Origin of the sequence: Mariprofundus aestuarium (genome assembly GCF_002795805.1) — a bacterium.
GTDB classification, from domain to species: Bacteria; Pseudomonadota; Zetaproteobacteria; order Mariprofundales; family Mariprofundaceae; genus Mariprofundus; species Mariprofundus aestuarium.
This window is the reverse complement of record NZ_CP018799.1, coordinates 1,845,024-1,871,715: the sequence shown is the minus strand read 5'-3', so window position 1 is coordinate 1,871,715 and position 26,692 is coordinate 1,845,024. Positions and strand designations below refer to the sequence as shown.

21 protein-coding genes are annotated in these 26,692 nt (G+C 50.9%); 16 read left to right on the top strand and 5 right to left on the bottom strand.

Features of this window, described 5'->3' with window-relative positions:
- Positions 1-591: 591 nt before the first annotated feature.
- The 10 genes from Ga0123461_RS09055 (at position 592) to msbA (ending at position 16,590) form a co-directional block, all read left to right on the top strand.
- Positions 592-2,925, top strand: coding sequence for a cellulose biosynthesis cyclic di-GMP-binding regulatory protein BcsB (locus Ga0123461_RS09055; RefSeq protein WP_100278042.1), 2,334 nt, complete (start codon positions 592-594; stop codon positions 2,923-2,925).
- Positions 2,926-2,939: 14 nt separating this feature from the next.
- The gene (locus tag Ga0123461_RS09050; protein ID WP_418288784.1) at positions 2,940-5,015 is read left to right on the top strand and encodes a glycosyltransferase family 2 protein; all 2,076 of its coding nucleotides are present in this window, start codon (positions 2,940-2,942) and stop codon (positions 5,013-5,015) included.
- Positions 5,012-6,511, top strand: coding sequence for a hypothetical protein (locus Ga0123461_RS09045; protein WP_100278040.1), 1,500 nt, complete (start codon positions 5,012-5,014; stop codon positions 6,509-6,511). Before Ga0123461_RS09050 ends, Ga0123461_RS09045 begins: the two co-directional genes overlap by 4 nt.
- Complete coding sequence (locus Ga0123461_RS09040; protein WP_100278039.1) at positions 6,511-7,617, top strand: glycoside hydrolase family 113; 1,107 nt, start codon at positions 6,511-6,513, stop codon at positions 7,615-7,617. The genes Ga0123461_RS09045 and Ga0123461_RS09040 overlap by 1 nt, the downstream gene beginning before the upstream one ends.
- A gap of 17 nt (positions 7,618-7,634) precedes the next feature.
- Positions 7,635-8,492, top strand: a complete 858-nt coding sequence (locus Ga0123461_RS09035; RefSeq protein WP_100278038.1) for a hypothetical protein — start codon at positions 7,635-7,637, stop codon at positions 8,490-8,492.
- Positions 8,493-8,499: 7 nt separating this feature from the next.
- Entirely contained in the window at positions 8,500-10,488 is a 1,989-nt protein-coding gene (locus Ga0123461_RS09030; RefSeq protein ID WP_157819303.1) for a CotH kinase family protein, read from the top strand.
- A 252-nt stretch (positions 10,489-10,740) separates the two neighbouring features.
- Positions 10,741-12,012, top strand: coding sequence for an NTP/NDP exchange transporter (locus Ga0123461_RS09025; RefSeq protein ID WP_100278036.1), 1,272 nt, complete (start codon positions 10,741-10,743; stop codon positions 12,010-12,012).
- 22 nt (positions 12,013-12,034) lie between these two features.
- Complete coding sequence (locus Ga0123461_RS09020) at positions 12,035-13,447, top strand: mannose-1-phosphate guanylyltransferase/mannose-6-phosphate isomerase (RefSeq protein WP_100278035.1); 1,413 nt, start codon at positions 12,035-12,037, stop codon at positions 13,445-13,447.
- 117 nt (positions 13,448-13,564) lie between these two features.
- Positions 13,565-14,794, top strand: coding sequence for an N-acetylmuramoyl-L-alanine amidase (locus Ga0123461_RS09015; protein WP_232710110.1), 1,230 nt, complete (start codon positions 13,565-13,567; stop codon positions 14,792-14,794).
- A 5-nt stretch (positions 14,795-14,799) separates the two neighbouring features.
- Positions 14,800-16,590: a lipid A export permease/ATP-binding protein MsbA gene (gene msbA / locus Ga0123461_RS09010; protein WP_100278033.1), complete on the top strand. Its 1,791-nt coding sequence runs from the start codon at positions 14,800-14,802 to the stop codon at positions 16,588-16,590.
- Between the two features lie 34 nt (positions 16,591-16,624).
- Here the strand turns inward: msbA and Ga0123461_RS09005 are convergent, their stop codons facing one another.
- The 5 genes from Ga0123461_RS09005 to argC all read right to left on the bottom strand — a co-directional run bounded on the left by Ga0123461_RS09005 (position 16,625) and on the right by argC (position 20,497).
- Positions 16,625-17,026, bottom strand: coding sequence for a hypothetical protein (locus tag Ga0123461_RS09005; RefSeq protein WP_100278032.1), 402 nt, complete (start codon positions 17,024-17,026; stop codon positions 16,625-16,627).
- A 225-nt stretch (positions 17,027-17,251) separates the two neighbouring features.
- Complete coding sequence (locus Ga0123461_RS09000; protein WP_100278766.1) at positions 17,252-18,202, bottom strand: Ppx/GppA phosphatase family protein; 951 nt, start codon at positions 18,200-18,202, stop codon at positions 17,252-17,254.
- On the bottom strand, positions 18,192-18,701 hold the full coding sequence (locus tag Ga0123461_RS08995) for a gamma carbonic anhydrase family protein (protein ID WP_100278031.1): 510 nt from the start codon (positions 18,699-18,701) through the stop codon (positions 18,192-18,194). Before Ga0123461_RS08995 ends, Ga0123461_RS09000 begins: the two co-directional genes overlap by 11 nt.
- Entirely contained in the window at positions 18,694-19,446 is a 753-nt protein-coding gene (locus Ga0123461_RS08990) for a coiled-coil domain-containing protein (RefSeq protein ID WP_157819302.1), read from the bottom strand. Before Ga0123461_RS08990 ends, Ga0123461_RS08995 begins: the two co-directional genes overlap by 8 nt.
- A 13-nt stretch (positions 19,447-19,459) precedes the next feature.
- On the bottom strand, positions 19,460-20,497 hold the full coding sequence (gene argC / locus Ga0123461_RS08985) for an N-acetyl-gamma-glutamyl-phosphate reductase (protein WP_100278029.1): 1,038 nt from the start codon (positions 20,495-20,497) through the stop codon (positions 19,460-19,462).
- A gap of 224 nt (positions 20,498-20,721) precedes the next feature.
- Between argC and Ga0123461_RS08980 the strand changes: the two genes are divergently transcribed.
- The 6 genes from Ga0123461_RS08980 to Ga0123461_RS08955 all read left to right on the top strand — a co-directional run bounded on the left by Ga0123461_RS08980 (position 20,722) and on the right by Ga0123461_RS08955 (position 26,686).
- Positions 20,722-21,456 (top strand): DUF1538 family protein, encoded by a 735-nt coding sequence (locus Ga0123461_RS08980; RefSeq protein ID WP_418289163.1) that lies wholly within the window; start codon positions 20,722-20,724, stop codon positions 21,454-21,456.
- Positions 21,453-22,262 carry a DUF1538 domain-containing protein gene (locus Ga0123461_RS08975; RefSeq protein ID WP_100278028.1) on the top strand — a complete coding sequence of 270 codons (810 nt, stop codon included), beginning with the start codon at positions 21,453-21,455 and terminating at the stop codon, positions 22,260-22,262. The genes Ga0123461_RS08980 and Ga0123461_RS08975 overlap by 4 nt, the downstream gene beginning before the upstream one ends.
- Positions 22,252-22,602: a P-II family nitrogen regulator gene (locus tag Ga0123461_RS08970; RefSeq protein ID WP_100278027.1), complete on the top strand. Its 351-nt coding sequence runs from the start codon at positions 22,252-22,254 to the stop codon at positions 22,600-22,602. Before Ga0123461_RS08975 ends, Ga0123461_RS08970 begins: the two co-directional genes overlap by 11 nt.
- Positions 22,599-23,006, top strand: coding sequence for a CBS domain-containing protein (locus Ga0123461_RS08965; protein WP_100278026.1), 408 nt, complete (start codon positions 22,599-22,601; stop codon positions 23,004-23,006). The genes Ga0123461_RS08970 and Ga0123461_RS08965 overlap by 4 nt, the downstream gene beginning before the upstream one ends.
- Positions 23,006-23,776: a YdcF family protein gene (locus Ga0123461_RS08960; RefSeq protein ID WP_100278025.1), complete on the top strand. Its 771-nt coding sequence runs from the start codon at positions 23,006-23,008 to the stop codon at positions 23,774-23,776. The genes Ga0123461_RS08965 and Ga0123461_RS08960 overlap by 1 nt, the downstream gene beginning before the upstream one ends.
- 69 nt (positions 23,777-23,845) lie before the next feature.
- The gene (locus Ga0123461_RS08955) at positions 23,846-26,686 is read left to right on the top strand and encodes a 2-oxoglutarate dehydrogenase E1 component (protein ID WP_100278024.1); all 2,841 of its coding nucleotides are present in this window, start codon (positions 23,846-23,848) and stop codon (positions 26,684-26,686) included.
- Positions 26,687-26,692 lie beyond the last annotated feature (6 nt).

Sequence of the window (26,692 nt, the reverse complement as noted above, 5' to 3'; positions counted from 1 at the left end):
ATTTGGGGTGGTCCTCAATGTTTTTGATGCTCTGATACTTCGGCTGCCTGTCTGAGCGGGGGGGGGGGAGTTCTATGGGGGCGTCAATGGCTGAAAAATAATCATTGAGATTTCCTTGCGCTTGAAAAAAAGGCCTGCTATAACATGTTCTAGCTTATGACTCTGTGACGTGAATTGCATTTTCAGAGGAGGAGATTGCGTTTGATCTTTTTTAAATGCATGTTTCGGAACGTGGCGTTATTACTAGGGGGTAACGGTTCTATAATCGATCTTTGCGGCGGTATTGTAATGTTATACATAGCTTGCATTCGGTCAGATCTGTGCTACAAGAAGTAAATGTGTGCATGAGTTAAGGGCTCGAGTGGTTTTTTTTGGAGATGATGTGAGGCGGTTCTGTTTGAGCGATGCTGGAATTTCAACGGACTAGTAGTATTGCAGGCGTCGATTTTCATGCGAGAAAGGCGCCTTGTTTTGGTTGGTGTTGCTAAGTTATAGAAAACGGCTAAGTTTACCTCAGGGATTTTAGGGTTGTTTTTAAATTTTATAAGGGTTAAGTGGGGGAGTGGTGTGTTAATAAAATCAAAACATTTCATGAAGAAGATTGTCTTTCTATCGATGGCAGTGCTGCTGTTCGGTTTTCAGGCAGAGGCCAAGATTGGCGATAGTCTAAAAATATCCGGGAAACAGGCTACGGTCTATTCCGGACCGGCGGATACGGCATCAAAGGTGATGAGCGTAAGCTCAAGCATGAAGCTTGTCGAAATGGAGCGCCAGGCTGGCTGGGTGCTTGTAACTGTCAGGCCATCTGGTGTGCAGGGTTGGGTTAAAGAGAAAGACCTTACCGCTGCGAAAAATATTGGCACACTGGCTACTTCTCTTCCATCTGCCAGAAAGGCACTCAATGCTATGGGGCCGGTAAGAACGGTTACGCTTGACGACATGGGCTTTAAGAAAGGGCATGTATTCAGAGCATCACAGGCCGGTCATCACCAGGATTTCTTTTTTGAAACTCCGATGGATTCAAATGTAAGGGGCGGTGTGTTCCGTATCTCCTACCGCGCCTCAAACATGCTGATGAAGCTCTCCAATATCAGGGTTTTTGCCAACGATGTGCCTCTGATTCAGATTCCTATCGAAGGGGATAATCTGGTGCATGAAGTGGGTGTGGTTCTGCCGGGCTCGATGTTCCGTGACGGTATGGTGAAGGTGACCGTTGAGTCGGGCACGCTGGTGAATGCGAACCGCTGCTTGGATATTCGCTCCGGTGGAGGCTACCTCCATATTCTTCCAAGCACGGCTATGGATATCACTTACAGTTCGATCGACAGGTCAATTCGAGATGCGTGGCGTATGTTGCCGCATAATGTGACCGTTTCCCTCCCTGCAGGCAACCTAGATGCATCTCAGTTTGCATCTGCCATGTCCGTGATGGAGTTACTGGCCAATGCCGGCAAGGAAGTGGCGATCAAGCGGCTGCCTGAAATCGGTGATGTGGTTATTGCTCCGAAGGGTGATATTGTTTCGGTACTGAATCAACGAGGCAAGAGCCTGAAGAAAGGTTATGTTGATCTGAAAAGCGGCGATGTATTCCAGACCCCTACAGACAACCTGAATCTGATCAAGTCAGGTAATTCAGTTTCTATTGCAGTTTCAGAGCCATATGATGTGCAGCCACTGTATCTTATTGATGAGCGCTGGGAGCTTCTTGCTGCTGGCAGGCATTATGATATTAACAAGCCGGATCGTTTTTACGACCTGAGGGCTCTGCCTAAAGACTCCGGTAGCGACTACTACACGCTGCCGCTGAGCCAGCTGGACACAAGTCCGCATTATGTGGCGAATGAAACCGTATGGAGCACTACGCTGGCACCGCGTGATCTGCCAGCAGGTACCCGCTTGGACATGTTGAGCCTGAGCATTATTGCCCCAGTGCGCTGGGAGGCTGATCCAAACTATGAGTTCTATGCATTCCTGAACGATGTACTGGTGTTCTCCAAGCGGTTGGAGAATGATGGTAACAAGCATAACTACTCCATACCGCTGCCTGTTGAGTACCAGCAGCAGTACAACAACCTCCGCTTTGTCGTGCAGCATGATATCGTATCGGGTGACTGTTTTGGTGTGATGCCAACGGACTTTGTTCAGATCACTCCGGATACCGCGATTGTTGTTAAAAAGACAGACAGGGAGCCAACGAAATTCTCCGGTCTTTCAGAGTATCTCTCTTCCGGCTTCGATATGGTGATTGCTGAGAAGTACCTGGCCAACCCTGAGAATGCACTGCAGTTGATCTCACACGTTGCCTCTGATCTTCCGATTGTTATGGATTACTCCAGGGTTCGCTTCATGAAGGAGAGTGAGGCATTGAGCCCAAGTGGCCCGTTTGTCGCATTCGGTAACTTCAACCTTGATAGCCTTGATGCGCCGCTGCGCATGGATAAAGGTAAGGTTGAAATCAAGGACAGGGATGGTCAAACATTCTTCAGTGTGAACGCACTGCCGAAGATTACTGTCGCAGAGATTATCAATGACGGCTCTGCACATGGTCTGTTGGTGATTCCTTCTGATCTGATTACACATGATTTCGACAAGAAGTTGCGCTTGATTGAGGGTGATGTGGCCTTCATAGATGCCCATGGTGTGCTGCTGAATATTGACAGTAAGCAGCCAACCTTGGCTGAGGTCTACTACCCAGATACGAAGGACTGGTTCGCAGTGCTTGGCGAGTACCGCTTCTGGTTGCTGGGTCTGCTGTGGTTCCTCTTGAGCCTGGCGATCGTGTATGTCTTCCGTCTGACTCGCCGCCAGCAACAGGGTAGCGACCACGATGTAGAGATGCCGACTTCGGACGATCTGCATGCACAGCGTGTGCACCACAGCAACATCAATACTGAGGATGATGACGTCAACCTTTCGAATAAGTGAATTGAAGGGCTGTCATGACTCAGATGGAGACTTCACGACCTCGTAGGATTGGTGACTGCTTGCTGGAACAGAAGCTGATCACCGATGAGCAACTGGCCGAAGCCCTTGTGATACAGCAAGGGCAAGGCCTGCGGCTTGGAGAGGTGATCCTGGCCAAAGGCTGGGTCACTGCATCCCAGCTTTATGATGCACTAACCGATCATTTCAGAAAGGGCCGCATTGGTGACCTGCTGGTGGAAAGAGGGCTGTTGACTCAGGACAGGCTGGATGAGGCTATTGGCATCCAGAGGCAGTGGGGTACCCGAGTGGGGGATATCATTCTCTCCAAATCTTGGGTGCGGCCATTTTTGTTCTATCAGGTTTTGGCCGAGCATTTTGACAAGCCATTTGTGAACCTGATTGATGATGCGCCGGATATGAGTCTGTTGAGTGAGGAGCACTACCTTAGTTACTCGGATAACCTCTTCATTCCATGGCGGAAGGAGCATGGGCTGACCAAGGTGGCAGTTGCTGACTTGGACGCTAATGTAATGGCAGAAGTCGAGAAGGTAGTCGATGGACCTGTTGATTTCGTGGTGACGTCGAAATTCGATATTGTCTGGACCCTGCAGAATTGTGGCAATGCATATTACAGTGAAAAATCAGTTCATGAGTTGAGAAGGGATCAGCCGCAATACTCGGCAAGCACAGTGTTTACTGAAAGGCAGCTGCTGTTTTTCGCTATCCTGATGACGGTGACAATGGTCTCTCTGGCAATATGGCCTGTGGGTACATTGATTGCGATTAATGTGTTCATCACAGTATTTCTGATCCTCAACTTTGGTTTGCGTGTGTTGTTTACCTGGGTGGGGGGCGATAAAAAATTCGATAATTATATTACCGATGCAGAGGTTGATGCGGTTAGCGATGCAAGTTTGCCGACCTATACGGTGCTTGTGCCGATGTACAAGGAGTCCGAGTCGCTTCCGCACCTTGCTAAAGCACTCAGGAACCTAGATTACCCATTATCCAAGCTCGATATCAAGATTATTCTTGAAGAGGATGATGAAGAGACAATCCAGACGGCTAAAGACCTCGCCCTTGAAGGTATTTTTGAAATCATCAGGGTTCCAGATTCATTGCCGAAAACAAAGCCCAAAGCGTGCAACTATGCGCTTAATTTTTCCAGGGGTGAACTGGTAACCATTTATGATGGTGAAGATGCTCCGGAAGCGGATCAGCTGAAAAAGGTTGTGCTGGCCTTCAGGAAAGCGGCTGAGAATACAGCGGTAATCCAGGCCCGGTTGAACTACTTCAATGTGGCTGAGAACTGGCTGACGCGTATGTTTACCATGGAGTACTCCCTCTGGTTCGATTTCTATCTGCCGGCACTTGATGCTCTGAAGATTCCGATTCCTCTGGGAGGTACATCCAACCACTTTAAAATGAAAGTGCTAAGGGAGCTACAGGGTTGGGATCCATATAATGTAACTGAGGATTGCGATCTTGGTGTGCGTCTGACACAGAGGGGCTACCGAGTGGGTGTTGTGAACTCGACTACCTACGAGGAGGCCAATAATGATCTGCATAACTGGATTCGCCAACGCTCACGCTGGTTGAAGGGGTACATGCAGACCTACCTTGTGCATATGCGCAGGCCAATCGAGTTTTACAAGACGTTGGGGCATGTCGGATTCTGGGGATTCCAGTTCTTTGTCGGTGGTACAATTATCAGCGCACTGGTCATGCCAATTCTGATGCTGGTGTTTTTCTCATGGCTTATTTCTCAAACAACCATGTTTGACCAGATATACCCGGCAGCACTGCTGTATATCAATCTGATAAACCTGCTGGTCGGCAACGGATTCCTAGTTTACCTGTTTATGCTCAGTGGCTTCAAGCGTCACTACTATAAGCTAATGCCATGGGCGCTGACCGTACCGCTCTACTGGGTCATGATGTCCTGGGCTGGATTCAAAGGACTCTGGCAGTTGATTTTCAACCCGTTCTATTGGGAGAAGACCCATCATGGTCTGACCAGCTATGCAACCACCAGTGACGTGGACGAGGACTCGATGAATAGTGAGAAGATAGCAGGGGGAGATAAATGAGCGCCTACCTGATGCACCAGCGTAACAGGGATAATGTGGTTATCGTTGTCATGACGGTCATAGCGCTCTCTGCTTTGACGGCCTGGTTACTGTCTCATGGTTTCATGTTTGATGGCGCTTCACATCGCTGGGCAAAAGTGCTGGGTGTGCTGGGAGCGGAAGAGATCAGACTGGAAAACCTGAGCATGCTATATCCGCACCTGCCGCTTTATGCACTGGTGCCATTTTACTACCTGCCTGGTACATCCTTCGGGGCGGCACCCTATTTTGTTTCTGTTCTGTTTGCCTGCGGACTGATCGGGGTGTTTCTCTACCACATGCGCCACCTTGAAGTTGTTGCTTATAAACGACTGCTGATTGTTTTCCTGCTGGTGTCCCATCCTGCCTTTTTATGGGGGGCGACAAACGGAAGTCAACTGGCAATGAGCATGCTGATGTTCTACCTGCTCTATCATGCATGCCAGAATATGATCGCTGAGCACGATGTTCATGCCTATATCTCCCTCAGTATCATCCTTGCAGTCTTCTTCTTTGTGGATGGTTCAGCAGTATTCCTGTTCGTTGCACTGCTGCCGATGCTGGCCGTAATTGCACCGAGAAGGCTGCTGATGGCATCGCCGATCAGTATCTATCTCATTCTATCTGTGCCGTTCTTCTTCTCCGTACTCGCATGGGCATGGCTTAACTGGGTGTTTGAATCGGAGTTTTTTCACTTCATTCAAGACCCAGATTCCATGTTTTTGGGTGGCTACATGGAGATGTTCAAGTATCCATGGCTGGTTGATTTCGGAGGTAGTTTTTTCGAGGCACTGATTGCAGCAGCAGGATATACGCTGGTAGCCTATCCAATCATCATCTACTTCCTGTTTAGTACATGGGATGAAGGTTTGCGTTTCAGGGCAAGTTTTGTGCTCTTTGTGCATCCCCTGCTGGCGATTGCGCTGGCAACCGATCAATACTATCTCTCCCATCCCATGGAGATTCTCGTGCTGATCAATGCCAGTATTCTGGCGGAGATCACCTTCCTTGATATGGCGCGTAAGCGAGTCTACTGGAGTGTCATCTCCTTCCTTGTCGTCAGTCTAGTCGGTGGCTGGTGGATATTTATGGAGTCGGCCGATCCAAACATGAACAGGTGGGTCAACGCATTCAGCAGTGAGCGTGTCATGGTTGCAGACGAAGATGGCTCTCTGCGACTTGGCCGCTGGCTGGATGAGAATCGCCGTGTAACCCTTTTGGACGAACGCAGTGGTTACAAGGCCATGGTTGCCAGGGGGGATGCTGAAGGGCTACTTCTCTCATTCACCAGTAAGTTTAAAATCGCACTGCATCATGAATATCCTGATATTGAACAGATTGTGGTTCCAGATCCGGACTCTGCAGTCGGCAAGAGAGACAAGATCAGTATGCGTTATCCACTTTTGTATAGGGAAGGCATGAAAGGATATAAGCTTGTTTACAACGATAATATCTGGCGTGTATTCAGGAAAATTTGATGTCGAAGCTGGTCTTTCTTCTTGGGATGCTGATTGCTATCGGGGGGTGTTCGGCCAAAGCAGGCAACCATGCTGCCGTACCTCACGCAGGTTCGACTAAAGCGACGGCTGAAAAGCCGGTTGCGAAGCCAGCTGCGAAACGGCGACACTATGCATCAGGCTCTTCCCATGAGACTGCGTGGCGAGGGTTTAATGCGTTGCAGACATCGAGGGTTGCATGGAACTCCCCTGGAGCAAGGCGTTCGCTGATAAAAATGGGAGCTGTTGGTGCCAATTCAGTAGCTCTGATTCCATTTATGCAGCAGAGCGGTCCAAACGCCACAGATGTTCGGGCTGCAAACAATGTAACCGATGTACAGCTGATTAAGGCCATTGAAACTGCACATCAGTTGGGGTTAAAGGTAGTTGTAAAACCACAGATTCTGGTAAGGGGGTCATGGGCAGGCGGAATATTCTTCAGTAACCATGATCAGATGGAGCTCTGGTTCAAGAACTATTCGGCCCAACTAATCAGGTATGCAAGGTTGTCTCAAAACCTAGGGGTAGAGGCCTTTGTGATTGGAACTGAGCTGTCACAGCTTGCCAAGGATCTGCCATGGCCGGAGTTGATCACGCAACTTCGAAGAGAGTTCAGGGGTGTGTTGACCTATGCGGCACACAATGTTGAGGGGGTTGAAAGGTTCCCTTACTGGCAGCAGCTGGATGTGATCGGTATTTCATCATATCCGGCACTTGGAGATATGGGTGAATATGATGAGATGCTTGCCCATATTGAGCTGAATTTATACAAGCTCAGCCAGGCTGTAAAAAACCACAGGGGTAAACCTGTATGGTTACTGGAAGTTGGCATGCCTTCTGCGGAAGGCTCTTCAAGTCAGCCGTGGGAGTGGAAATCGCTGGATAAAAACAGGCACCGGCCCGATATGACGATGCAGACGGCTGCAGTGGCGGCATGGTTGAATGCGATTAAACGCTTGAAATTTGTCGACGGGGTTTTTTTTTGGAGTTGGTATAGTGATCCATACGCCGGTGGTGAGAGCGATATTGATTATACCGTTCAGAATAAGCCGGCTGAAATTATGATTAGGCAGTATTGGAATAATTAAACTGTGGGGTGGGGAATATGAAAATTAAGAATTTTTTCGGTTATACGACAGCATCATTGATTGTATTGAGCGGACTATCTGTTCATTCAGAATCGGCTCATGCCAGCGCGTACATGCTCTCTGAGGGGCAGAACATGTATACTACTGGTATTACATATTCGACTGCTACTGATTGGTTTAACCAGAACAGGAATCGCGTGGCGCAGGGCTGTACTTCAAAGGATTACAGCTGGGGCCACTCCTACACATACGGCTACTCGTACTATACTAACTTTTTCGCCAACACCTCACTTGCCAATCAGTCGTGCGGTGTAGGTGGCAAAACAGCCGGTATTGGTGATGTTCAGCTGGGTATTCGTGGCCGATTAGATAACACCCGTAATGGAAGAACCTGGGAGCTGGCGCTAACTGTTCCTACTGGTTATGACAGCACTAAAGCAAACCGTCTTGGTTATGGGAAACTCGGACTCTGGGGAGGCATCGCCATTTCAACCCAGAATACTGGTTGGGAAGAGTCAATGCCCTCCTACGGGGAGTTCGGAACGGGTATTAACTACTGGTTTGGATCTCCGGCTACACAGTGGAAGAGTTACGCAAAGTGGTCATGGCGTCTGGATGAAAATGGTGACAACCGGGTTGTTCTTGAGGGCGTTCTTAAGCTCTCACTCAAGGACCACACTCCGGAGCTTATTCCTGCCGCTGGCTTCTTTCGCAACTCCGGTGACTATGATGCTGGCATCATTTCTGCCAAGTACTCGCGAAGGCTTGCAGAGCAGTGGACGGGCGCTGTGAAAATTGGCCAAACCGTATGGGGACGCAATATCAGTGCATCCACGTTTGGAACTTTGTCTGTCACTTACAGCTGGGATGACTGAGGTAGATATGCTAAAACATAAAATGAATAATCTGGCGGGGGCTATATGCGCAGTGATACTGCTGCCGTTTACTGCCCTCTCCGCAACAGACCTGACCTTTGAAGAGAGCCACTTCAGGTACTCTCAGGAGGCTCTGGCCAATGCCCAGAAGGAGATAAAGGTCGTCGATATCGATGTCTCCATGAACAATACGGATGCAAGGATACTTTTCCTGAAAGACCCGAACGATAAGTCTACCTTTGCAGCCGGTTTTTCAATTGATGGTGAGGAATTGAAGGGGCGAATCAAGTCGTTCGGCAGTTCTACCCGCGCCCTCAGGAAAAAATCGATTATTCTGAAGGTCAAGGGAAGCACGTGGAAGGGCTATAAAAACATCGCGCTCAACTCAATGTCTTCAGATGGCTCAATGATGCGCGGCTGGATGGCATGGGAGATGATGCGCGACATGGGCATGATGGTTCCCGAAACCAATTACGTCAGGCTGACCATCAACGGTGAGTTTATCGGATATTTCTTGTATATCGAGTGGCTGGGTAACCGCTTCCTTGAACGCAATGGCTACGATTCCTCCAGCGAACTCTATCAGGCAAGCGATAATACCTACTGTGGCGATTTCAGGCATAAATCTGATACAGAAAAATGCTGGGCGAAGCTTGCACCACGTGGCGGAGACCACTCCAGTATGAAGGCGTTCGCAAAGCAGGTTCAGTCGGCACCGATGGAATCATTCGATTCATTCATTGCGAGCTCCTTTGATGATGACTCGCTGATCAACTGGATCGTAGCTAATACTTTGACCAGCAATGGCGATACCTATAACAAGAATTATTTTATGATCAAATCAGGGCAGTCCAAAAAATGGAAGGTGATTCCCTGGGATTACGATCTTACATTTGGGCAGACATTCGATCAGTTTGTACCGTTTCCTGAGAGTCTGTTTAACGATCGTTTTCAGTACTACTACACGCCGGATCTGGGTGTGTTCAACCCGATGAAAGCCAAGGCGTTTCTGAATGAGAGACTGAAGGGCAAGATCTATAAGCAGCTGAAACACATGATCGGAAAAGAGAAAGACGGCCCGGAAAAGACATTCGGTTGGTTCTCACCAACGGTAATGAATGCCCGCATTGAAAATCTGGCAAGGGTGCTTGAAGCTGGTCAGGTGAAGCAGAAGCATGGTGCACGCTCCCCCGAGGCCTTTGTCGAGCAGTACGACGCTGTATCCCATTTTGGTATTGCCAGGCCGTTTTATCTCGAGGCTAATCTGTTTAGCACCTTTGAGTGGTCATACAGGAATACTCCGCAGATGAAGGAGTATATCGCATTCACCAAGGGAGAAGATCTTTACCCTGAAGATATTGCCAAGGCTGAGTCTGATGCAGCTATTGCGTCCCAGAAGGATGCTGAGAAGCGTGCTTTGCATGCTAAAGTCAAAGAAGAGTACCATCCGCCTGGTGAGGCAAAACAAGCACTGGATGAACACGAGTTTATGGCCAAGCTTCTTATGAAGCCATATAGCGGCAGGGCTGCCACAGCTGATCTGGGCAAGTCGCTGATCGTGTATGACCCGGGATATGGCTATTTCCTGACCCGGCTTGATTTCAAGTCACCGTTCAAGATTGTCGATTTTCAGACTGAAGCCGAAGGGTTTAAGCCACCGATGTACATGTTTGAAGGCGTATCTCCGGATCAGTGTATCCAGAGGTCATGGGTGCTGTTTTCAAGGATTCCTTCTCTGAGCTCCAAGGCCGATGTCACCTTTGAATATTTTGATGAGCATTCACAGAAAAACGAGCTGGGTGGCATAAAAAATGAGCATAAAGTCAATCTGTGGGTGCATACAGGGGAAAACTGGAAGCCGTTGAGAACGGAAGTGAATGCTAGGTCCAATACATTGACCGTGAATAACTTCCAGATCAATGCTGGCAGGATCTACCGCTTCATTGCCTGCGCTGCAGCCGAATCACCACTGTGGAGTGTGCCTGTAAACAGGTAACTCCTTCCGTTGGCGTAGTTGTATAAGGCTACTGAGTACTGCAGCGAATGGCTGACTGATGGCAAATGCATAAAGGGAGCCCCAGAAGAACCGGGGTTCCCTGTTTATGTAGATCATTACCTTCTTTTGGAAAACTATGCATGCTTGTTGAAGGTGAAATAAGTCAAGCAGATGGATAGGGTCTGGAGAACAGACAGTTCCGGAAATATCGGAACGGGCTGAACAATCGCATATGAAGATAAACGGTGAGTAATGACGAAACTGATAGCTAAGGTGTGGCAGGATATGAGCAGCCCAGAGGGTGTTGCAACACTCCGCTTTGCTATCCGTCTGTTTCTGATTCTATTGGCATACTACCTGCTGAAACCTGTCCGCGAGGAGTTGATTCTCGACGGCGGTAGCGCCGAGATCAGGAGTTATGCGCTGGCTGCTCAGGCTGCGATGTTGCTGTTCCTAGTGCCGTTTTACAGTCACATTATAAAACACCTGCATGGCGATAAGCTGTTCCATATCGTCACCATCTTTCTGGCAGCAAATATCGGGGTTTTCTACCTGCTTGGTTCATCAGGCATGGATATTGGCGTGCCTTTCTTTATCTGGCTCGGCATTTTTTCGGTTGTTCAGATCTCCCAGTTCTGGACGATGGTCAGCGACTATCATTGTGTGGATAAGGGAAAAAGGCTGACCTCGTATATTGCGATTGGAGGCTCACTTGGTACGATGATTGGCTCCATGGTTGCAAAAACCCTCTACCTTGAGATGGGTGCATATGGGCTTATGATCCTGGCAATCATTATGCTGGTTGTGGCGGTGATTATGCCGGGCGCCAAGACTGATATGCGCAAGGACCACCATGAACAGTCGGATGAAGAGTCGATTCAGCATATGCTCGGTGGGCTGAAACGGGTGATGGATGTTCCCTATCTGCGCTGGATTGCAGCATCAGTCGTACTGCTGAATCTGATTAACTCAACCGGTGAGTTTGTTCTGGCTGACTTTGTCACCGCTGAGAATAGCGGCAGTGAAATCGGTGCATTTTACTCTACCTTCTATCTTTATGTGAATATTGCCACGCTTGTCCTGCAGGCATTTGTTGTCCGGCCACTATATCAGGCGATCGGAGTGGGTGGTGCGCTGATCAGTCTGGCTGTAATAAATCTGGGAATGTATATCTCAGTGCTGGCCTTCCCTGTACTGGCCTGGTTTGCGATTGTTAAAATGGCAGATAATAGTATCGACTATTCAGTGGCAAACACGACCAAGCAGATACTCTTTCTGCCGCTGGACAGGTTTACACGTTATGAGGGCATGCTTGCCGTTAACACCTTTTTCACCCGCTTTGGCGATCTGATCCAGGGTGGCGTCATTTTTATTGTCATTTCTGTGCTGGCCCTGCCAACGATGTTTCTTGTTGGCACAAATATCGTGCTCTGCCTGTTGTGGCTGTTTGTGACCGTGAATGTAAGCAGACGCTTTAAGCAGTGGAGCAAAAACTCTGAGGGAAACCAGGAAGGGGCTGCATGATTATTATTTGTGGAGGAGAGATATGAGTATATCAGTTAAGGGGATCATTCTGGCCGGTGGATCAGGAAGCCGCTTGTGGCCCCTCTCCAGGCAGCAGCTGCCCAAGCAGTTTCTGAAGCTAAGTGGTGCAGCCAGTATGCTCAGCGCTACGATAGGACGCCTTTCTCCGTTAGTGGCGAAGGATGATGTCTGGGTGGTGACAGGTGAGTCCCATGCGACAGGTGAGGCGTTCTCGGAGCTTGAAGGCTTGAATCAGATTATGGAACCCTGTGGCCGTAATACGGCGCCTGCAATTGCTGTGGCTGCTGCCCTGATGCAGGACCTCAGTGGAGATGATCCGATTATGGTGGTTCTGCCCGCTGATCATATTGTGGCTGACAAGGATGCTTTTCAGGCGTGCCTGAACAAGGCCGTAGAGGTTGCCCAGGGCGACAGACTGGTGACGTTTGGAATTGTTCCAACCCAGCCTGAAACAGGTTTCGGGTATATTCAGGCCGAAGCATCCGGTCAAGGCGATATCCAGAATGTACTGCGTTTTGTTGAGAAACCTGACCTTGAAAATGCCCAACGCATGCTGGATGACGGCAACTACTACTGGAACTCGGGCATGTTTGTCTGGAAGGCCTCAGTAATTCTTGAAGAGGTGGAAAAGTATATCCCAGAAATGACTGCGCTTTTGAATGGTATGAGAGCGCGCTGGAACGGCGGAGAGTTGTGGCAGGAGGTAGTGCGCGACTCCTTTGATAAGATGCCGGATGTTTCTATCGATTACGGCATCATGGAGAAATCACAGCGTGTTTCACTGGTGCCCGCAGATATCGGCTGGTCCGATGTTGGTAGTTGGGATGCCGTCCACGAGATTGCCGAGCATGACGTGAATGGTAACGATATCAGCGGTAATGTGCTGGCCATTGACTGTCATAACACATTGCTGCGCAGTGAACGCAGCCTGATCGCTGCCATTGGTATTGAAGACATCATTGCCGTTGAAACACCTGACGCGATCCTTCTCTGCAGGGCGGGTGAGAGCCAGCGGGTCCGGGAGATTGTTGATTCCCTGAAACTTGGAAAGGAACGATATCACCTTGAGCATGTCACCGTACGCCGGCCATGGGGCAGTTATACGGTGCTTGAAGGCCGTGCTGACGGATACCAGATCAAACGCCTTGAAGTACTGCCTGGAGCACGCCTGAGTATGCAGGCGCACCAGCACCGCTCGGAGCACTGGGTGGTCGTAGCGGGTACTGCCACCGTGACCTGTGGTGAGCTGGTCAAAACGGTTGCCAAGAACGAAAGCGCCTATATCAGCATTGGTGAGACCCATCGTCTTGAAAATCGGGGTAAGATACCGTTGCATCTGATCGAAGTGCAGGTGGGCGATTACCTTGGCGAGGACGATATCGAACGTTTTGAGGACATCTACGGACGAACATAAACAGAGATCATCCCGGGTGACGCGGTTATCCAGAAGCTCTCCCAATAGATAGCTTTATTTCTGGCTGTGGCCTTGCTCACTTGCAAAGATGGCTTATGCAGTGAGTATTGCCTAACGATGAAGTTAATCACCACTATGTTCGGACTTATTGCAGCGCTTACGCTGTCGCTTTCATCTGCCTCGGTGGCAATGGCGGGCGATGGTGTGGTGCGCGATGTTCGCATGTGGACGGCACCTGATCATACCCGTCTGGTTTTTGATCTGAACAAGCAGATCGATTACAAGGTATTTCGTCTGCATAACCCCGAGCGAATTGTTATCGACATGGAGCACTCCGTATTTAAGGCTAATTTGAATGGCTTGAAACTACCTGATCCAGTGCTTCAGAGTATCCGCCATGGCAAACCGTCGGCCAACATGCTGCGTATTGTTATGGATGTGAAGGATAAGGTGCAGCCCCGTTCGTTTCTCCTTAAGCCGATGCAGGGTAAGCCCCATCGTCTGGTGGTCGACCTCTCCAGACCTGATGAAGCCAGAAAAGCGGCGATGAGTGCCGGAGAGCCCAAGTCGAAAAAGGGATTGGTGATTGCCATCGATGCGGGACATGGGGGAGAAGACCCCGGTGCCATCGGGCCGCGTAAGCTCTATGAGAAGACAGTGACGCTGGCAGTAGCAAAAGAGCTTGCCCGCATTGTTGATGCAACGCCGGGCATGAAGGCGGTTCTGATCCGAAGTGGTGATTACTTTGTACCACTGAAAAGACGGGTTTACCTTGTTCGCAAGGCCAAGGCTGATTTGATGATCAGCATTCATGCCGACGCCGTCCGCCAGCGCACTGTCGAAGGTGCTAGTGTGTATACCCTCTCCGAGCGAGGGGCCACTCAAGACAGGGCGGCTAGAGCATTGGCTGCCAAAGAGAATGCTGCCGATGAGGTGGGAGGGGTTGAGTTCGATCAGGTTGATGACCCGATGGTGACTCAGATTCTTGGTGATATGTTCCGCCGCGATAGCCTGAACAGCTCTCAAATTCTCGCCGAATCGATTATTGGTAAGTTGAAGGGTGCAGGCCCGATCAAATATGATGTCCCTAAACGTGCCCGTTTTTATGTTCTCGGAGCAATGGAGATTCCAAGTGTCCTGGTTGAGCTGGACTACATCTCCAACCCTGCCCGGGAGAAGAAACTGAAAAGCCGGGCGCATCAGAAGAAACTCGCATCTGCCCTGTTTGGTGCCAGCGTAAAATTTTTCGAGAAGATGGGGCGCATCAAGAGCACCAGCGACCAGGCAGCAGTTCAACCGGAAGCAGACTCTGTGGCTGATCAAAAACTGTACGCAGTTAACAGGTAACAATCATGAAGATAAACGCATCTACAGCGCTCTACCGTCGCCTGTTGGCATTCCTGCTACCTTATAAAGGGCGGCTGGGCATTGCCGTCTCATGCATGGTCGTGCTGGCAGCTTGTACGGCTGCAGTGGCATGGATGCTCAAACCTGTGCTTGATGAAGCGCTCAGCGGTAAGAACCAGGAGCTGATCTACATTATTCCACTGGTGATCATTGGCCTCTACTTGATCAAGGGTATCGCTTATTTCGGACAGGCCTACATGATGGGATATATTGGCCAGCGGGTAATCTATGATCTTCGCAACATGTTGTATGAACGGCTGACGTCGCAGTCACTGGCATTTTTCTCCCACCGTAAAACAGGCGAGCTTCTGGCACGCCTCTCCTATGATGTTACGCTGGTTCAGGGTGCGGTCAGTACTGCTGTCACTGCACTGATGCGTGATGCGATCTCGATTGTTTTTCTGCTCGCTGTGGTGTTTATTCAGGACTGGATACTTGCTCTGATTGCCATGCTGGTATTTCCAGCAGTCATCTATCCGATTGCCCGGTTTGGCCGCAAGATGCGCCATGCTACGCTTGATGGTCAGGCCTCCATGGGTGAGCTGACCAGCCTTCTGGAAGAGACCGTTGGTGGCATACGGGTCGTTAAGGCATTTGGCATGGAAGCGTATGAGCAGGGGCGTTTCCGCAAGTTTACCGGTGACTTCCTTGCCCATCAGCTTAAGGTGTTCCGGGTGCATGCACTCTCCTTCCCGATCATGGAGCTGCTGGCCGGTTTCGGTATCGCCGGTGTGTTGTTTTACGGCGGCATTCGCGTTGCATCAGGTGAAACCACGGCTGGTACGCTGGTATCATTCCTGGCAGCTCTGCTGATGCTTTATGAGCCAGTCAAACGCCTCTCACGTGCCAACAATGAGATTCAGCAGGGGTTGGCCTCGGCTGAACGCATCTTCGAAGTGATGGATGAACCGATTCATGTTCAGGACAAGAGTGACGCCACTGAGTTGGCATCATTTTCCGAGTCGATCAGGTTTGAGAATGTAGGGCTGCAATATCCCGGTTCTGAACAGAAGGTTCTGGATCAGGTCGACTTTACAGTCACTTCAGGACAGGTCGTGGCGCTGGTTGGACGAAGCGGGGCGGGTAAAACATCGCTGGCCAACCTTGTTCCCCGTTTTATCGATGCAACCGAAGGGCGCATCCTGGTTGATGGTGTCGATATTCGCGATGTGAGCCAGCAGTCGCTGCGTAACCAGATTGCACTGGTGACGCAGGAGATCATCCTGTTCAATGACACTATCCTCAATAATATCGCATACGGGCTTGAAGATGTTGATCTCAAGCGGGTGGAAGAGGTGGCCCGTGCAGCCAATGCACATGAGTTTATTGAACGCCTTCCTGATGGTTATAACACCCTGGTGGGTGAGCGTGGGGCGATCCTTTCAGGTGGACAGCGCCAGCGTCTCTCGCTGGCCCGCGCACTGCTGAAGGACTCCCCGATTCTTATTCTCGATGAAGCGACCAGCGCTCTGGATACTGAGTCTGAGCGCTTGGTGCAGCAGGCGATTGATCTGTTGATGCAGAATCGTACCGTGATTGTGATTGCTCATCGCTTGAGCACCATCCGTGATGCTGATTGCATTGTTGTGCTTGATAAGGGCAAGGTTGTACAGAGTGGCAAGCATGATGTTCTTCTTGAAGAGGGGGGCATCTATGCGGAGCTGTACCAGCTACAGTTCAGCGAGCCGGAGTCCAGTGAAGTGGCACAAAGTGAAACGCCTGAGCTGCTGATCTGATTTAAGAGCCAATCAGGCAGGACTCTCGATAACTTCAGGCTGCAATAGCCATTTTTATTTTTGCCAAATTATCTTCGATAAACATAAGGATCTCCTGGCACTTCTCATCATCAAGCAGTCCAAGGCCGTAATGGGCAAGAATATAACAGAAGGAAAATGCCATGATCGGATCGTTGAGGTTTCTATTACCCGCTTCCTGATTGGCGATATAGCTGCCGATGGCAGCGTTCCGTGCATTTGTCAGGCTCTCTTCGGAACCTAAAAGATTGCGAAATTTGACGCAGACCAGTGGCGCCATGTGAAACAGATCTGCTTCTGACATCGTTTTACCTGCAGCCTCAGCAAATGGAATGGCTGCTTTGGCATCCTGGTATGCATCCATGATTTCAATCACCCAGCCTTCGCTGGATGTAGCAAGTGCTCTTGAATCTGTCATTAATAAGCTTCCCTTAACTGCAAACTTGGTTGTGCATCTGCGTGGATTTCCCACAAAGTGGCCGCACTATAAACTAACTTTAAATGATTTCAGAGTGTCAGCTATTTCCCGAAGCCAACCGGCAGCTGATAGAATGCTTTTGGATTAATCACTTGTTGGTTAACGGCTGATTACGGTCGGTAGCAGGCATTCGCGAAAACCTCTTCTTGGTGAAAAAGAAGGTATCTAAGCCTTGTTGGCGACCTGAAGCCAAAGGCCTTCAAGAAGGCCTGCGTCTACAGTGATTAATTCATCGTAATGCCAGCGTTGCATGACTGCATCAACAATGGCCAGGCCGGCAATGATCAGGTCGGCTCGGCCTGGTTCGATGGTGCGAATCTTCTGGCGCTGTTCGTGAGTCATGGAGAGCAGACGATCACGAAGGGCGGAGAAGTCGGCTCTGCTCATGCGGTAGTTGTTGATCGTCTCGGCATCATAGGGATATAGATCAAGTGCTGCTGCAGCCAGTGTGGTGACTGTGCCTGCTGTGCCGACCAGATGCTTTGGGACGCGATGGTCAGGCCAGTGGCCTTCAACACTCTGCAGATGTTCGTTGGCGGCCGCTTTAAGGGCGTTGTAATCATGCTCTGATGGCGGATCGGAGTGCAGGTGTGCTTCAACCAGTCGAACCACGCCGAGTTTGCGGCTGATATCATCAATGCGATTTTTATCTCGGGCGCGGATGAATTCGGTGCTGCCACCACCGATATCAAAGAGCATCATATCCTCTTGTGTAGCGTTGTTGAGGACAGAGCAGGCACCATTGAGTGACATGCGAGCTTCATCGACACCGCTGATAATCCGGATATGAATACCGGCTTCAGCTTTTACACGTTCAGCAAATGCCTGGCCGTTTTCAGCATCACGCATAGCGGCGGTGGCAGCGGCAAAGGTGTGCTCTGCTGAGACATCGTGTTTGCTTAGCAGAGAGGCAAACTCGCTGAAAGTTGTCAGGGCGCGATCCATGCCCGCTTCTGAGAGGCGTCCTGTGTGATGCAGTCCTTCACCCAGGCGGGTGATGCGGTGGGCATAATCGATCCGTTGCCAGGGCAGAGGGCCATCTGATGGCTTGGCAATGAGCAGACGAAAGGTGTTGGAGCCGATATCAATGGAGGCGCAGTTCACTTCAGCTGTCATCGTGATTTTTTGAGACTTCAACATAGTTTCTGGCGGCACTGTTGAGGAAATCCTTCTCCTCCTGGGTGAGTTCCCGGCGTTCTTTAGCAGGGCTGCCCGCATAGAGGTAACCGCCACGCAGAACCTTGCCTTCAGTGACAAGCGAACCAGCGGCAAGAAAACAGCCCGCTTCAAGTACAGCCCTATCCATGATGATTGACCCCATGCCGATCAGGCAGCGATCCTGAATCTCGCAGCCATGCAGGATAACACGGTGTCCGACAGTGACGTCGTTGCCGACAATGCAGGGGGATACGCCGCCACTGGTGTGCAGAATACAGTGATCCTGGATGTTGGAGCGCTCACCAATCTCGATATCGTGGACATCGCCGCGCAGTACGGCTTGATACCAGATGCTTGAATCGGCACCGATTTTAACACGGCCGATCACATCGGCAGTTTCAGCAATGAAGGCTGAATCGGCGATCTCAGGATTCCAGTGCAAATAGGGTTTAATCATTTGGCTTCTCCTTTTTCGCATCGGTGTCGATCAAGGCGTGGTTCAGGATGGGAATGGTAACCTCACCGGTCTGTTTTCCCGCTTCGTTAAACATGGTGATGATCAGGGTTTCCGGCTTCCACGGACCAGGCCATGCCAGTGAGCCGGTGACAAACTCCTGCGTGGTCATTTCAAACTTTTTGCTGCTTTTACCTCTTTCTGTTTGCAGTTGTAGCAGCTTCTCCTCAGCTGTTTTGACTGAAAACTGCAGGGTCCCCTTTCTCCAGCGCGGGTAGTTTTCACCCTTAACCAGAATCAGGCTGTAACTGATCAGGTTGTTGTTCTGCCACTGGGCTGATGGCCTGAGCATATGCACGCCCTTTACCTTGCGGGCGGCCAGAACCTCATCGAACATCTCAAGGCGTTTCTGCATATCTGACCTTTCATGTTGAAGCCGTTCAATCTCCTGTTTCATGGCATCAATCTGAGCATCACGCAGCGAGAGAAAGACTTCGGTCTCCGCATTTTTCTGCTGCAGGCGTTTCAGCTTCTGCTGCAGTTCACTGGTCTGACTCTGCTGTGAGAAGAGAGTCAGCTTATCGGTGGCTAACGCTGTGATGATGGCCACTGAGATGATGATGAAGAGCAGGCCCGCCACAAGCAGCAGCACAATCGGATAGAGATGAAAGCTTAATGAGCGTTTTCCATTCAGCTGACTGAGATTGAAGTGTATGGGGGCATTAAATGCTTCATACAGTGATTTCATGAAGGCCAATTGGTCAGGGCCAGAGTGCGTGGGTGGCTAGACCTTCGGTTTCATCCAGTCCAAACATCAGGTTGGCGTTCTGGATCGCCTGACCGGCTGCACCTTTAAGCAGGTTATCAATACAGCTGACAATCACGACTTCAGTTTCACTGAGCAGAGAAATGCCAATGTCGCAGCGATTGCTGCCGCTGATGCCGGCGGTGGAAGGCAATGTCCCCTGCGGCAGCAGCTTTATAAATGGCTCATCTCCATATGCCTGCTGCAGAATATCAAGCCAGCTTTCACTGCTGTTGCCGGAGAGGTGCAGCGTGCTGAGCATGCCTCTGTTCATCGGCAGGATATGAGGTACAAAACGAACCTTTGTTTCGCTACCTGCAAAACCCAGAGCCCACTCCTCCATCTCCCAGGCATGCCTGTGCCTTGGCAGACCATAGGCTTTCACCGATTCATTAAGTTCGCAGTAGAGCAGGTCGGTTTTAGCACTCCGGCCAGCACCTGATGCGCCTGATTTAGAGTCGATAATAATCGAAGACGAGGTGTCTATCACGCCCGCTTTCAGTAGTGGAATCAGAGGCAGCAGTACGGAGGTCGGGTAACAGCCGGGGTTGGCAACCAGCCTTGCACTAGCCAACTGGTCACGGGCATGTTCTGTCAGCCCATATACCGCCTCATCAAAGAGTTCGGGATGTGGGTGATCGGCTTGATACGCTGCTCTGTAGACAGCATGAGTTTTATGCCTGAAGTCAGCTGAGAGATCGACGACCTTTTTACCTGCCTCAAGGGCTGAAAAAACGCTGCCTGCGGCAGCGCCATGCGGCAGGGCGGTAAACACCAGTTCCACATTAAGCGGCAGCGTGGCATCGGCCGCCGCCAGCGTCATGGCCGCAATGCGACCGCTGACACCGGGCAGTACTTCACCTGCAAGCTTGCCAGCCTGCGAGTGAGCGCCCAGGTGGGCGACCTCAAAATGGGGGTGGGCTTCGATAAGCCGAATCAGTTCAGCACCGGTATAGCCGGTTGCTCCAAGTATAGCGACAGGAATGTTTTTCATGCAGCCATGATACGCAATGGCTGGTTGCCTTCAAATGATTTCGGATGGTTATGAGTGTAATCCAGATAGGGGTCACTTTGTGCTGGATAAACAGATGTAAAGTGCCGAGGTTTCCCGGGCGTCAATATTGCGCCAAAACAGAGCTTGCGATATTATATGAAAGCAGTTTTTCTATCAGAAGGGGAGATCATGACTCAGCAGACAATTCGAGCGGATCTGTGAATATTCGCAATCTATTGTCGCAGCTTCGCCCGTTGTTTGAAGCTGCGCGTGATCTGACCCCGATTATTCTGGTCATTCTCTTTTTTCAGGAGCTGGTGCTCAAGCAGCCGATCCCGAATATGCAAGAGATGTTAACCGGCTTGGTCATGGTGTTGCTCGGGCTTGCTCTTTTCGTGCGCGGCCTTGAGATCGGTCTTTTTCCCCTCGGTGAATCGATGGCCTTTGCCTTTGCGAAAAAGGGTAATGTCTTCTGGTTGCTGCTGTTTGCATTCCTGCTCGGATTTGGCACCACGGTTGCAGAACCAGCGCTGATTGCTGTTGTTGGCAAGGCGGCTGAAATCGCGGCGCAGGGTGGTGTAATTGATGCAACAGCCGAGGCGATGGATGGTTATGCCAACGGGTTGAGAATGACTGTCGCCCTCTCTGTGGGTATAGCCATTGTGCTTGGTGTACTTCGAATTCTTAAAGGATGGCCTCTGCACTTCTGCATTATTGGCGGCTACTTTGTTGTCGTGATCATGACCTACTTTGCCCCGGATGAGATTATCGGTATCGCTTACGACTCCGGTGGTGTTACGACCTCGACAATTACGGTGCCACTGGTAACTGCACTCGGTGTGGGGCTGGCTTCCTCGATTCGAGGACGCAACCCGATGCTGGACGGTTTCGGCCTGATCGCATTTGCTTCCCTGCTGCCGATGATCTTTGTGATGCTCTTCGGGATTTTGACTGTATGAGTCATATTGAACTGTTTCTGGAGACGATGCAGTCGACGCTGCGCGATGTGATTCCGATTGCTGCCGTGCTGGTTGGCTTTCAACTGTTTGTTCTGCGGCAGAGGATTGCCCATGTATGGCGGGTGCTGCGTGGATTTATCTATGTGTTGCTGGGGCTGGCACTATTCCTGATGGGGCTTGAGGAGGCCATTTTCCCACTCGGTGAGGTGATGGCTGCGCAGTTGACCAACCCTGCTTTTCTATATGGTGAGTTGTATCAAGAGGGCATCACAGTGCTCGAAGCGGTTAGCTGGCAGGATTATACATGGGTCTATGTGTTTGCCTTTGCCATTGGCCTTGCAACTACGCTTGCTGAGCCATCATTGATTGCTGTAGGCATGAAAGCACAGCAGGTGTCCGGTGGTGCGATCTCCGCATGGGGGCTCAGGCTTGCAGTGTCGTTCGGTGTGGCCGCTGGTGTCGCCCTTGGCTGTTTCCGCATTGTGACCGGAACCGACCTTTGGCTCTATATTGTTGTGGCCTATGTCGTCGTAATCCTACAGACGTTGCGGGCACCAAAAATGATTATTCCGCTGGCTTATGACTCCGGCGGTGTGACGACTTCAACCGTAACCGTTCCGTTGCTTGCAGCCCTTGGGCTGGGGCTGGCGGCGACGATTCCGGGGCGAAGTCCATTGATTGATGGCTTCGGCCTGATTGCGTTTGCCAGTGTTTTTCCAATCATGAGTGTGATGGGTTATGCCCAGATCAGTCGCTGGCTCGAAAAGCGCAGGCATGCAGAAAAAGGAGGAGAAGATGCGTTTTAAACTGTTGATTGCGCTTGTCGCGGACGATAAGACCGATGAGATCATGCGTGTGGCGAGGGAAGCCGGTGCTACGGGAGCCACTGTGGTTGGTGATGCACGCGGTGAAGGGTTAAATCCGAAGAAGACCTTCTTCGGCCTGACGCTTGAGTCGCAGCGGGATATGCTGCTTTTTCTGGTTGAGGAGCATCTGAGCCGGAAAATTCTGGAGCGAATCGCTGAGGAGGCGGGTTTCGAAGAGAATCCCGGTTCGGGCGTAGCATTTCAGGTGGATGTGGAAGATGCGATTGGAATGGGAGGGCAGATTATGTGCCTGTTGGATGAAGTGGAGGATCAGTTATGAGCAGACAGTCATTAATTACCGTACGCGATGTCATGAAAGAGAACTACGATATCGTTGATGGGGTGGCTACGGTTCGGCAGGCGCTTGAAGTGATGCGCTATGTCGAAACCAAATGCCTGATCGTGGACAAACGGCATGAGCATGATGAGTACGGCATCGTATTGCTCTCTGATATTGCCCGTGAAGTTCTGGCGGCCAATCGCTCTTCGGATCGGATCAGTATCTATGAGGTAATGACCAAACCTGCGATTACGGTTCATCCGGATATGGATATCCGCTATGCCAGTGCGTTGTTTGCCCGCTTTCATATCTCACGCGCGCCGGTCGTTAATGGCGATGGCATGATTGTCGGTATTATCAGCCATACCGATATGGTGATGAAGGGTTTGATGAATCTCGTTTAATGACACTTCTTCTCACCAAATCATTGTCCCAGCTTATCCTTCCTCCGGGAGGATTGATCCTGCTGGCATTTCTTGGGCTGCTGTTTCATAAGCGGTTTCTGGGGCGTTTGCTGATTCTCCTCTCCCTTGCAGCCTTCTGGCTACTCTCCATGGAGCCTATTCGGGATATCCTGCTTATCCCGCTGGAGCAGGCCCATCCCCAGCTTAAACTTGAGCACCTGCCACGGGGTGAGCGGGTTGTTATTGCAGTGTTGGGAGCCGGTGTTTATGAGAAGGCGCCAGAGTATGGCGGTGCTGACGCACTAAAACCTATGGCCATGATGCGTACCCTGTATGCTGCGGATCTGTTTAGAAGAACCGGGCTTGATGTGTATGTTAGCGGGGGCACTGTGCTCACAGAAAATATCGAGCCAGAAGGGGTGGTGATGCAACGCTGGCTGAAGCGCTTCGGGGTTGCTGAATCGGCTATCCATGTCGAGGCTTCTTCCAGCAATACATGGGAAAATGCAGCCAACATGAAAGTGATGCTCGCTGAAAAAAACATTTCTACTGTTATTCTCGTGACCACGGCATGGCATATGCCGCGTGCTGTTGCTTCATTTAAAGCCCACGGCATTAGGGTGATAGCTGCTCCATGCGATTTCAAGGCGAGCCGCAGGGGTTATGATCTGCGCAGTGCCCTGCCTCGCTGGGACGTTTTTTCAGAGAGCTGTGATGCGCTGCATGAATATTTAGGCACATTCTGGTACAGGGCAAAGAAGTGGATTTAATGGTTTAAACAGTTCTGGCCAATCCGGTTTCAGGGGTCTATAAATGGGTATAATATTTCTGGAGGGTTTGTGAGTCAGTCAAAGCCAGATGATGCCAGGATTCAGGATGAACTGTTCAGTGCCGGTAGTGCATACTTGGAGCAGGTTTATGAGCAGTACCTCAGGGATCCTGAGTCGCTTGCTCCACAATGGGTAGCCTACTTCTCTGATCTGGTAGAGGTCTCCGGCGAGGCACCTCCAGTAACGCATCAGTCGATGCTGGAGAGGATGCGGCCCCAGACAGCTGCTGCCAAACGCTATTTCGATGATATTCCCGCGCTCTCCGACCGTGGTGACATTGAATATCCGTCACGGGCCATCTATCTGATTCAGGCTTACCGTATGCACGGCCACCTGCATGCCCAACTTGATCCGCTGAAGCTTGATCCGCGCCTAACAAGCCCGGAGTTGGAGCTGGGTTATTACGGACTTTCCGAGGCCGATCTGGATACCGAGTTCCCGACGGGTGATCTTACCGGCGACCGCCAGATGCCACTTCGTGATATTATCGCTCTGCTTAAGCAGACCTACTGTGGTCATGTCGGGCCGGAGTTTATGCATATTACCGATTCGGCGCGCCGTCACTGGATTCAGTCGCGTCTTGAACGTATCCACTCCCGCGCCAATTATGATGCCAATACACGCAGGCATATCTTCGGACAAATCATGCATGCGGAGGAGCTGGAGCGGTTTTTGCACACTCGTTATGTGGGGCAGAAACGTTTTTCCCTTGAGGGTGGTGAGAGTCTGATTCCTATGCTTGATGCCCTGATTCGGCGGGCGAGTAGAAACGGGGTCAAAGAGATTATTATGGGCATGGCCCATCGAGGGCGGTTGAATGTTCTGGCCAATATTATGGGCAAGGCACTTACCGACATCTTCTCCGAGTTTGAGGGAACTCAGTTCGAAGAGGCGGCGCAGGGGCAGGGTGATGTGAAGTATCACATGGGATTCTCCTCTGATGTGACTACCCCTTCCGGCATCGTTCACCTCTCGCTTGGTTTTAACCCATCCCATCTTGAGATTATTACGCCTGTCGTGCTGGGAAGCGTGCGGGCCAGGCAGTGCCGCCGTAAGGATAAAGCCAAAACCGAAGTGATGAGCGTGTTGATACACGGCGATGCTGCCTTCGCCGGGCAGGGCGTTGTAGCCGAATCACTGCAGCTCTCCAAGTTGCGGGGGTTCCGTATTGGCGGCACGATTCATATCGTCGTCAACAATCAGATCGGCTTTACCGTTAATCCTTTCGATGCGCGTTCAACCACCTACTGCACTGATATCGCCAAGATCGTGCAGGCACCGATTCTGCATGTGAACGGAGATGACCCGGAGGCGTGTTGCCTGGCTGCTGAGATTGCGGTCGAGTATCGCAACACCTTCCACGAAGATATCGTCATTGACCTGATCTGCTACCGCAGGCACGGGCATAATGAGACCGATTCACCTGAGGTGACGCAGCCGGTGATGTATCGCCGCATTAACGAACACCCGACAGTCGAACAGATCTATCGCGATCGCTTGATTAGCGATGGTATCCTCAGCGAGCAGGCCTGTGACGATATGATTACCAACTATCGCGACTGCCTTGATAAGGTACGCAGGGCCAATGACCGCAGCGCACCCAGTCCTGCAAACAGCCTGCAGGGACGCTGGAACGGGTTTGTTTTTGAGGGAGCTGAAGAGCCGGATACGGCGCTCAGTGGTGAATTGCTGGCCGACCTGGCCCACAGGGTTCACCGCCTGCCTGCCGGGTTCTCAATGCATCCCAAGGTAGAGAAGATCTATGAAAACCGTATCCAGATGATGGATGGCAAGCTGCCCGTGGATTGGGGCTGTGGTGAAGTGATGGCTTATGCCTCGCTGGTAAGTGAAGGGGGGTGGGTGCGCCTGACCGGAGAGGATTCCGGGCGCAGTACATTCTTCCATCGCCACGCCGTGGTTTATGATCAGGTTACAGGTAAAAACATGATTCCGCTACGGCAGGTAGAGAACGGGCCTCTCTCCCACTTTATTGTTGTCGATAGCATGCTTTCCGAGATGGCGGTGATGGGCTACGAATATGGCTATTCGGTGGCCGAGCCGAGAGCGCTTGTCATCTGGGAGGCGCAGTACGGCGATTTTACTAATATGGCTCAGGTGGTGGTGGATCAGTTTGTCGCTGCAGGCGAGACAAAGTGGAATCGCATGTCCGGACTGGTGCTCTGGTTGCCGCATGGTTATGAAGGACAGGGTGCGGAGCACTCATCCGCACGGCTGGAGCGCTTCCTGCAGCTCTGTGCTGAGGATAATATGCTGGTGGTCTATCCGACTACGCCAGCACAGTTGTTCCACCTGTTCAGGCGCCAGTTGATGAGCAAAGTGCGTAAGCCGCTGATTATGATGGGGCCCAAGAGCATGTTGCGCCAGAAGCTCTCCTTCTCAAAGCTGGAGCATTTCACACATGGCAGGTTCCTGCCGGTGATGGGTGAGAGGCATCTGCAGCCTGCCCTGATGCGGCGTGTTATTCTCTGCTCAGGCAAGGTCTATTACGACCTTCTTGCTGAACGGCAGAAGCGGGAGATTCAGGATATTGTACTGTTGCGGATCGAACGGCTCTATCCATTCCCTGCCGCAGAGCTTAAAACTGAACTTGAGCCTTACGCTTCAACACATGAGATTTTCTGGGTTCAGGAAGAGCCCGCGAATCAGGGTGCATGGCCGTTCCTGAATAGTCCGATTCGCCAGATACTCTCTCCTGACCAGAAGATTTTCGGTGTCAGTCGCCCTGAATCGGCAGCACCGGCTGTCGGGTCGCTGAAGCGGCATAAACAAGAGCTAGAGGCGCTACTGAATGCCGCCTTCGCTGAAGGAACAGAGGGTCTGCTGGTATGACGGGAG

Excerpts from the sequence above, each read along its gene's own strand:
- Ga0123461_RS08960 (WP_100278025.1), top strand. The coding sequence starts at position 23,006 with ATGACACTTCTTCTCACCAAATCATTGTCCCAGCTTATCCTTCCTCCG.
- msbA (WP_100278033.1), top strand. The coding sequence starts at position 14,800 with ATGAAGATAAACGCATCTACAGCGCTCTACCGTCGCCTGTTGGCATTC.
- Ga0123461_RS09005 (WP_100278032.1), bottom strand. The coding sequence starts at position 17,026 with ATGACAGATTCAAGAGCACTTGCTACATCCAGCGAAGGCTGGGTGATT.
- Ga0123461_RS09055 (WP_100278042.1), top strand. The coding sequence starts at position 592 with ATGAAGAAGATTGTCTTTCTATCGATGGCAGTGCTGCTGTTCGGTTTT.
- Ga0123461_RS09025 (WP_100278036.1), top strand. The coding sequence starts at position 10,741 with ATGACGAAACTGATAGCTAAGGTGTGGCAGGATATGAGCAGCCCAGAG.
- Ga0123461_RS09015 (WP_232710110.1), top strand. The coding sequence starts at position 13,565 with ATGAAGTTAATCACCACTATGTTCGGACTTATTGCAGCGCTTACGCTG.
- Ga0123461_RS09040 (WP_100278039.1), top strand. The coding sequence starts at position 6,511 with ATGTCGAAGCTGGTCTTTCTTCTTGGGATGCTGATTGCTATCGGGGGG.
- Ga0123461_RS09050 (WP_418288784.1), top strand. The coding sequence starts at position 2,940 with ATGACTCAGATGGAGACTTCACGACCTCGTAGGATTGGTGACTGCTTG.
- Ga0123461_RS08965 (WP_100278026.1), top strand. The coding sequence starts at position 22,599 with ATGAGCAGACAGTCATTAATTACCGTACGCGATGTCATGAAAGAGAAC.
- Ga0123461_RS08995 (WP_100278031.1), bottom strand. The coding sequence starts at position 18,701 with ATGATTAAACCCTATTTGCACTGGAATCCTGAGATCGCCGATTCAGCC.
- Ga0123461_RS08975 (WP_100278028.1), top strand. The coding sequence starts at position 21,453 with ATGAGTCATATTGAACTGTTTCTGGAGACGATGCAGTCGACGCTGCGC.
- Ga0123461_RS09020 (WP_100278035.1), top strand. The coding sequence starts at position 12,035 with ATGAGTATATCAGTTAAGGGGATCATTCTGGCCGGTGGATCAGGAAGC.
- Ga0123461_RS09000 (WP_100278766.1), bottom strand. The coding sequence starts at position 18,202 with ATGACAGCTGAAGTGAACTGCGCCTCCATTGATATCGGCTCCAACACC.
- Ga0123461_RS09030 (WP_157819303.1), top strand. The coding sequence starts at position 8,500 with ATGCTAAAACATAAAATGAATAATCTGGCGGGGGCTATATGCGCAGTG.
- Ga0123461_RS08990 (WP_157819302.1), bottom strand. The coding sequence starts at position 19,446 with ATGAAATCACTGTATGAAGCATTTAATGCCCCCATACACTTCAATCTC.
- Ga0123461_RS09035 (WP_100278038.1), top strand. The coding sequence starts at position 7,635 with ATGAAAATTAAGAATTTTTTCGGTTATACGACAGCATCATTGATTGTA.
- Ga0123461_RS08970 (WP_100278027.1), top strand. The coding sequence starts at position 22,252 with ATGCGTTTTAAACTGTTGATTGCGCTTGTCGCGGACGATAAGACCGAT.
- argC (WP_100278029.1), bottom strand. The coding sequence starts at position 20,497 with ATGAAAAACATTCCTGTCGCTATACTTGGAGCAACCGGCTATACCGGT.
- Ga0123461_RS09045 (WP_100278040.1), top strand. The coding sequence starts at position 5,012 with ATGAGCGCCTACCTGATGCACCAGCGTAACAGGGATAATGTGGTTATC.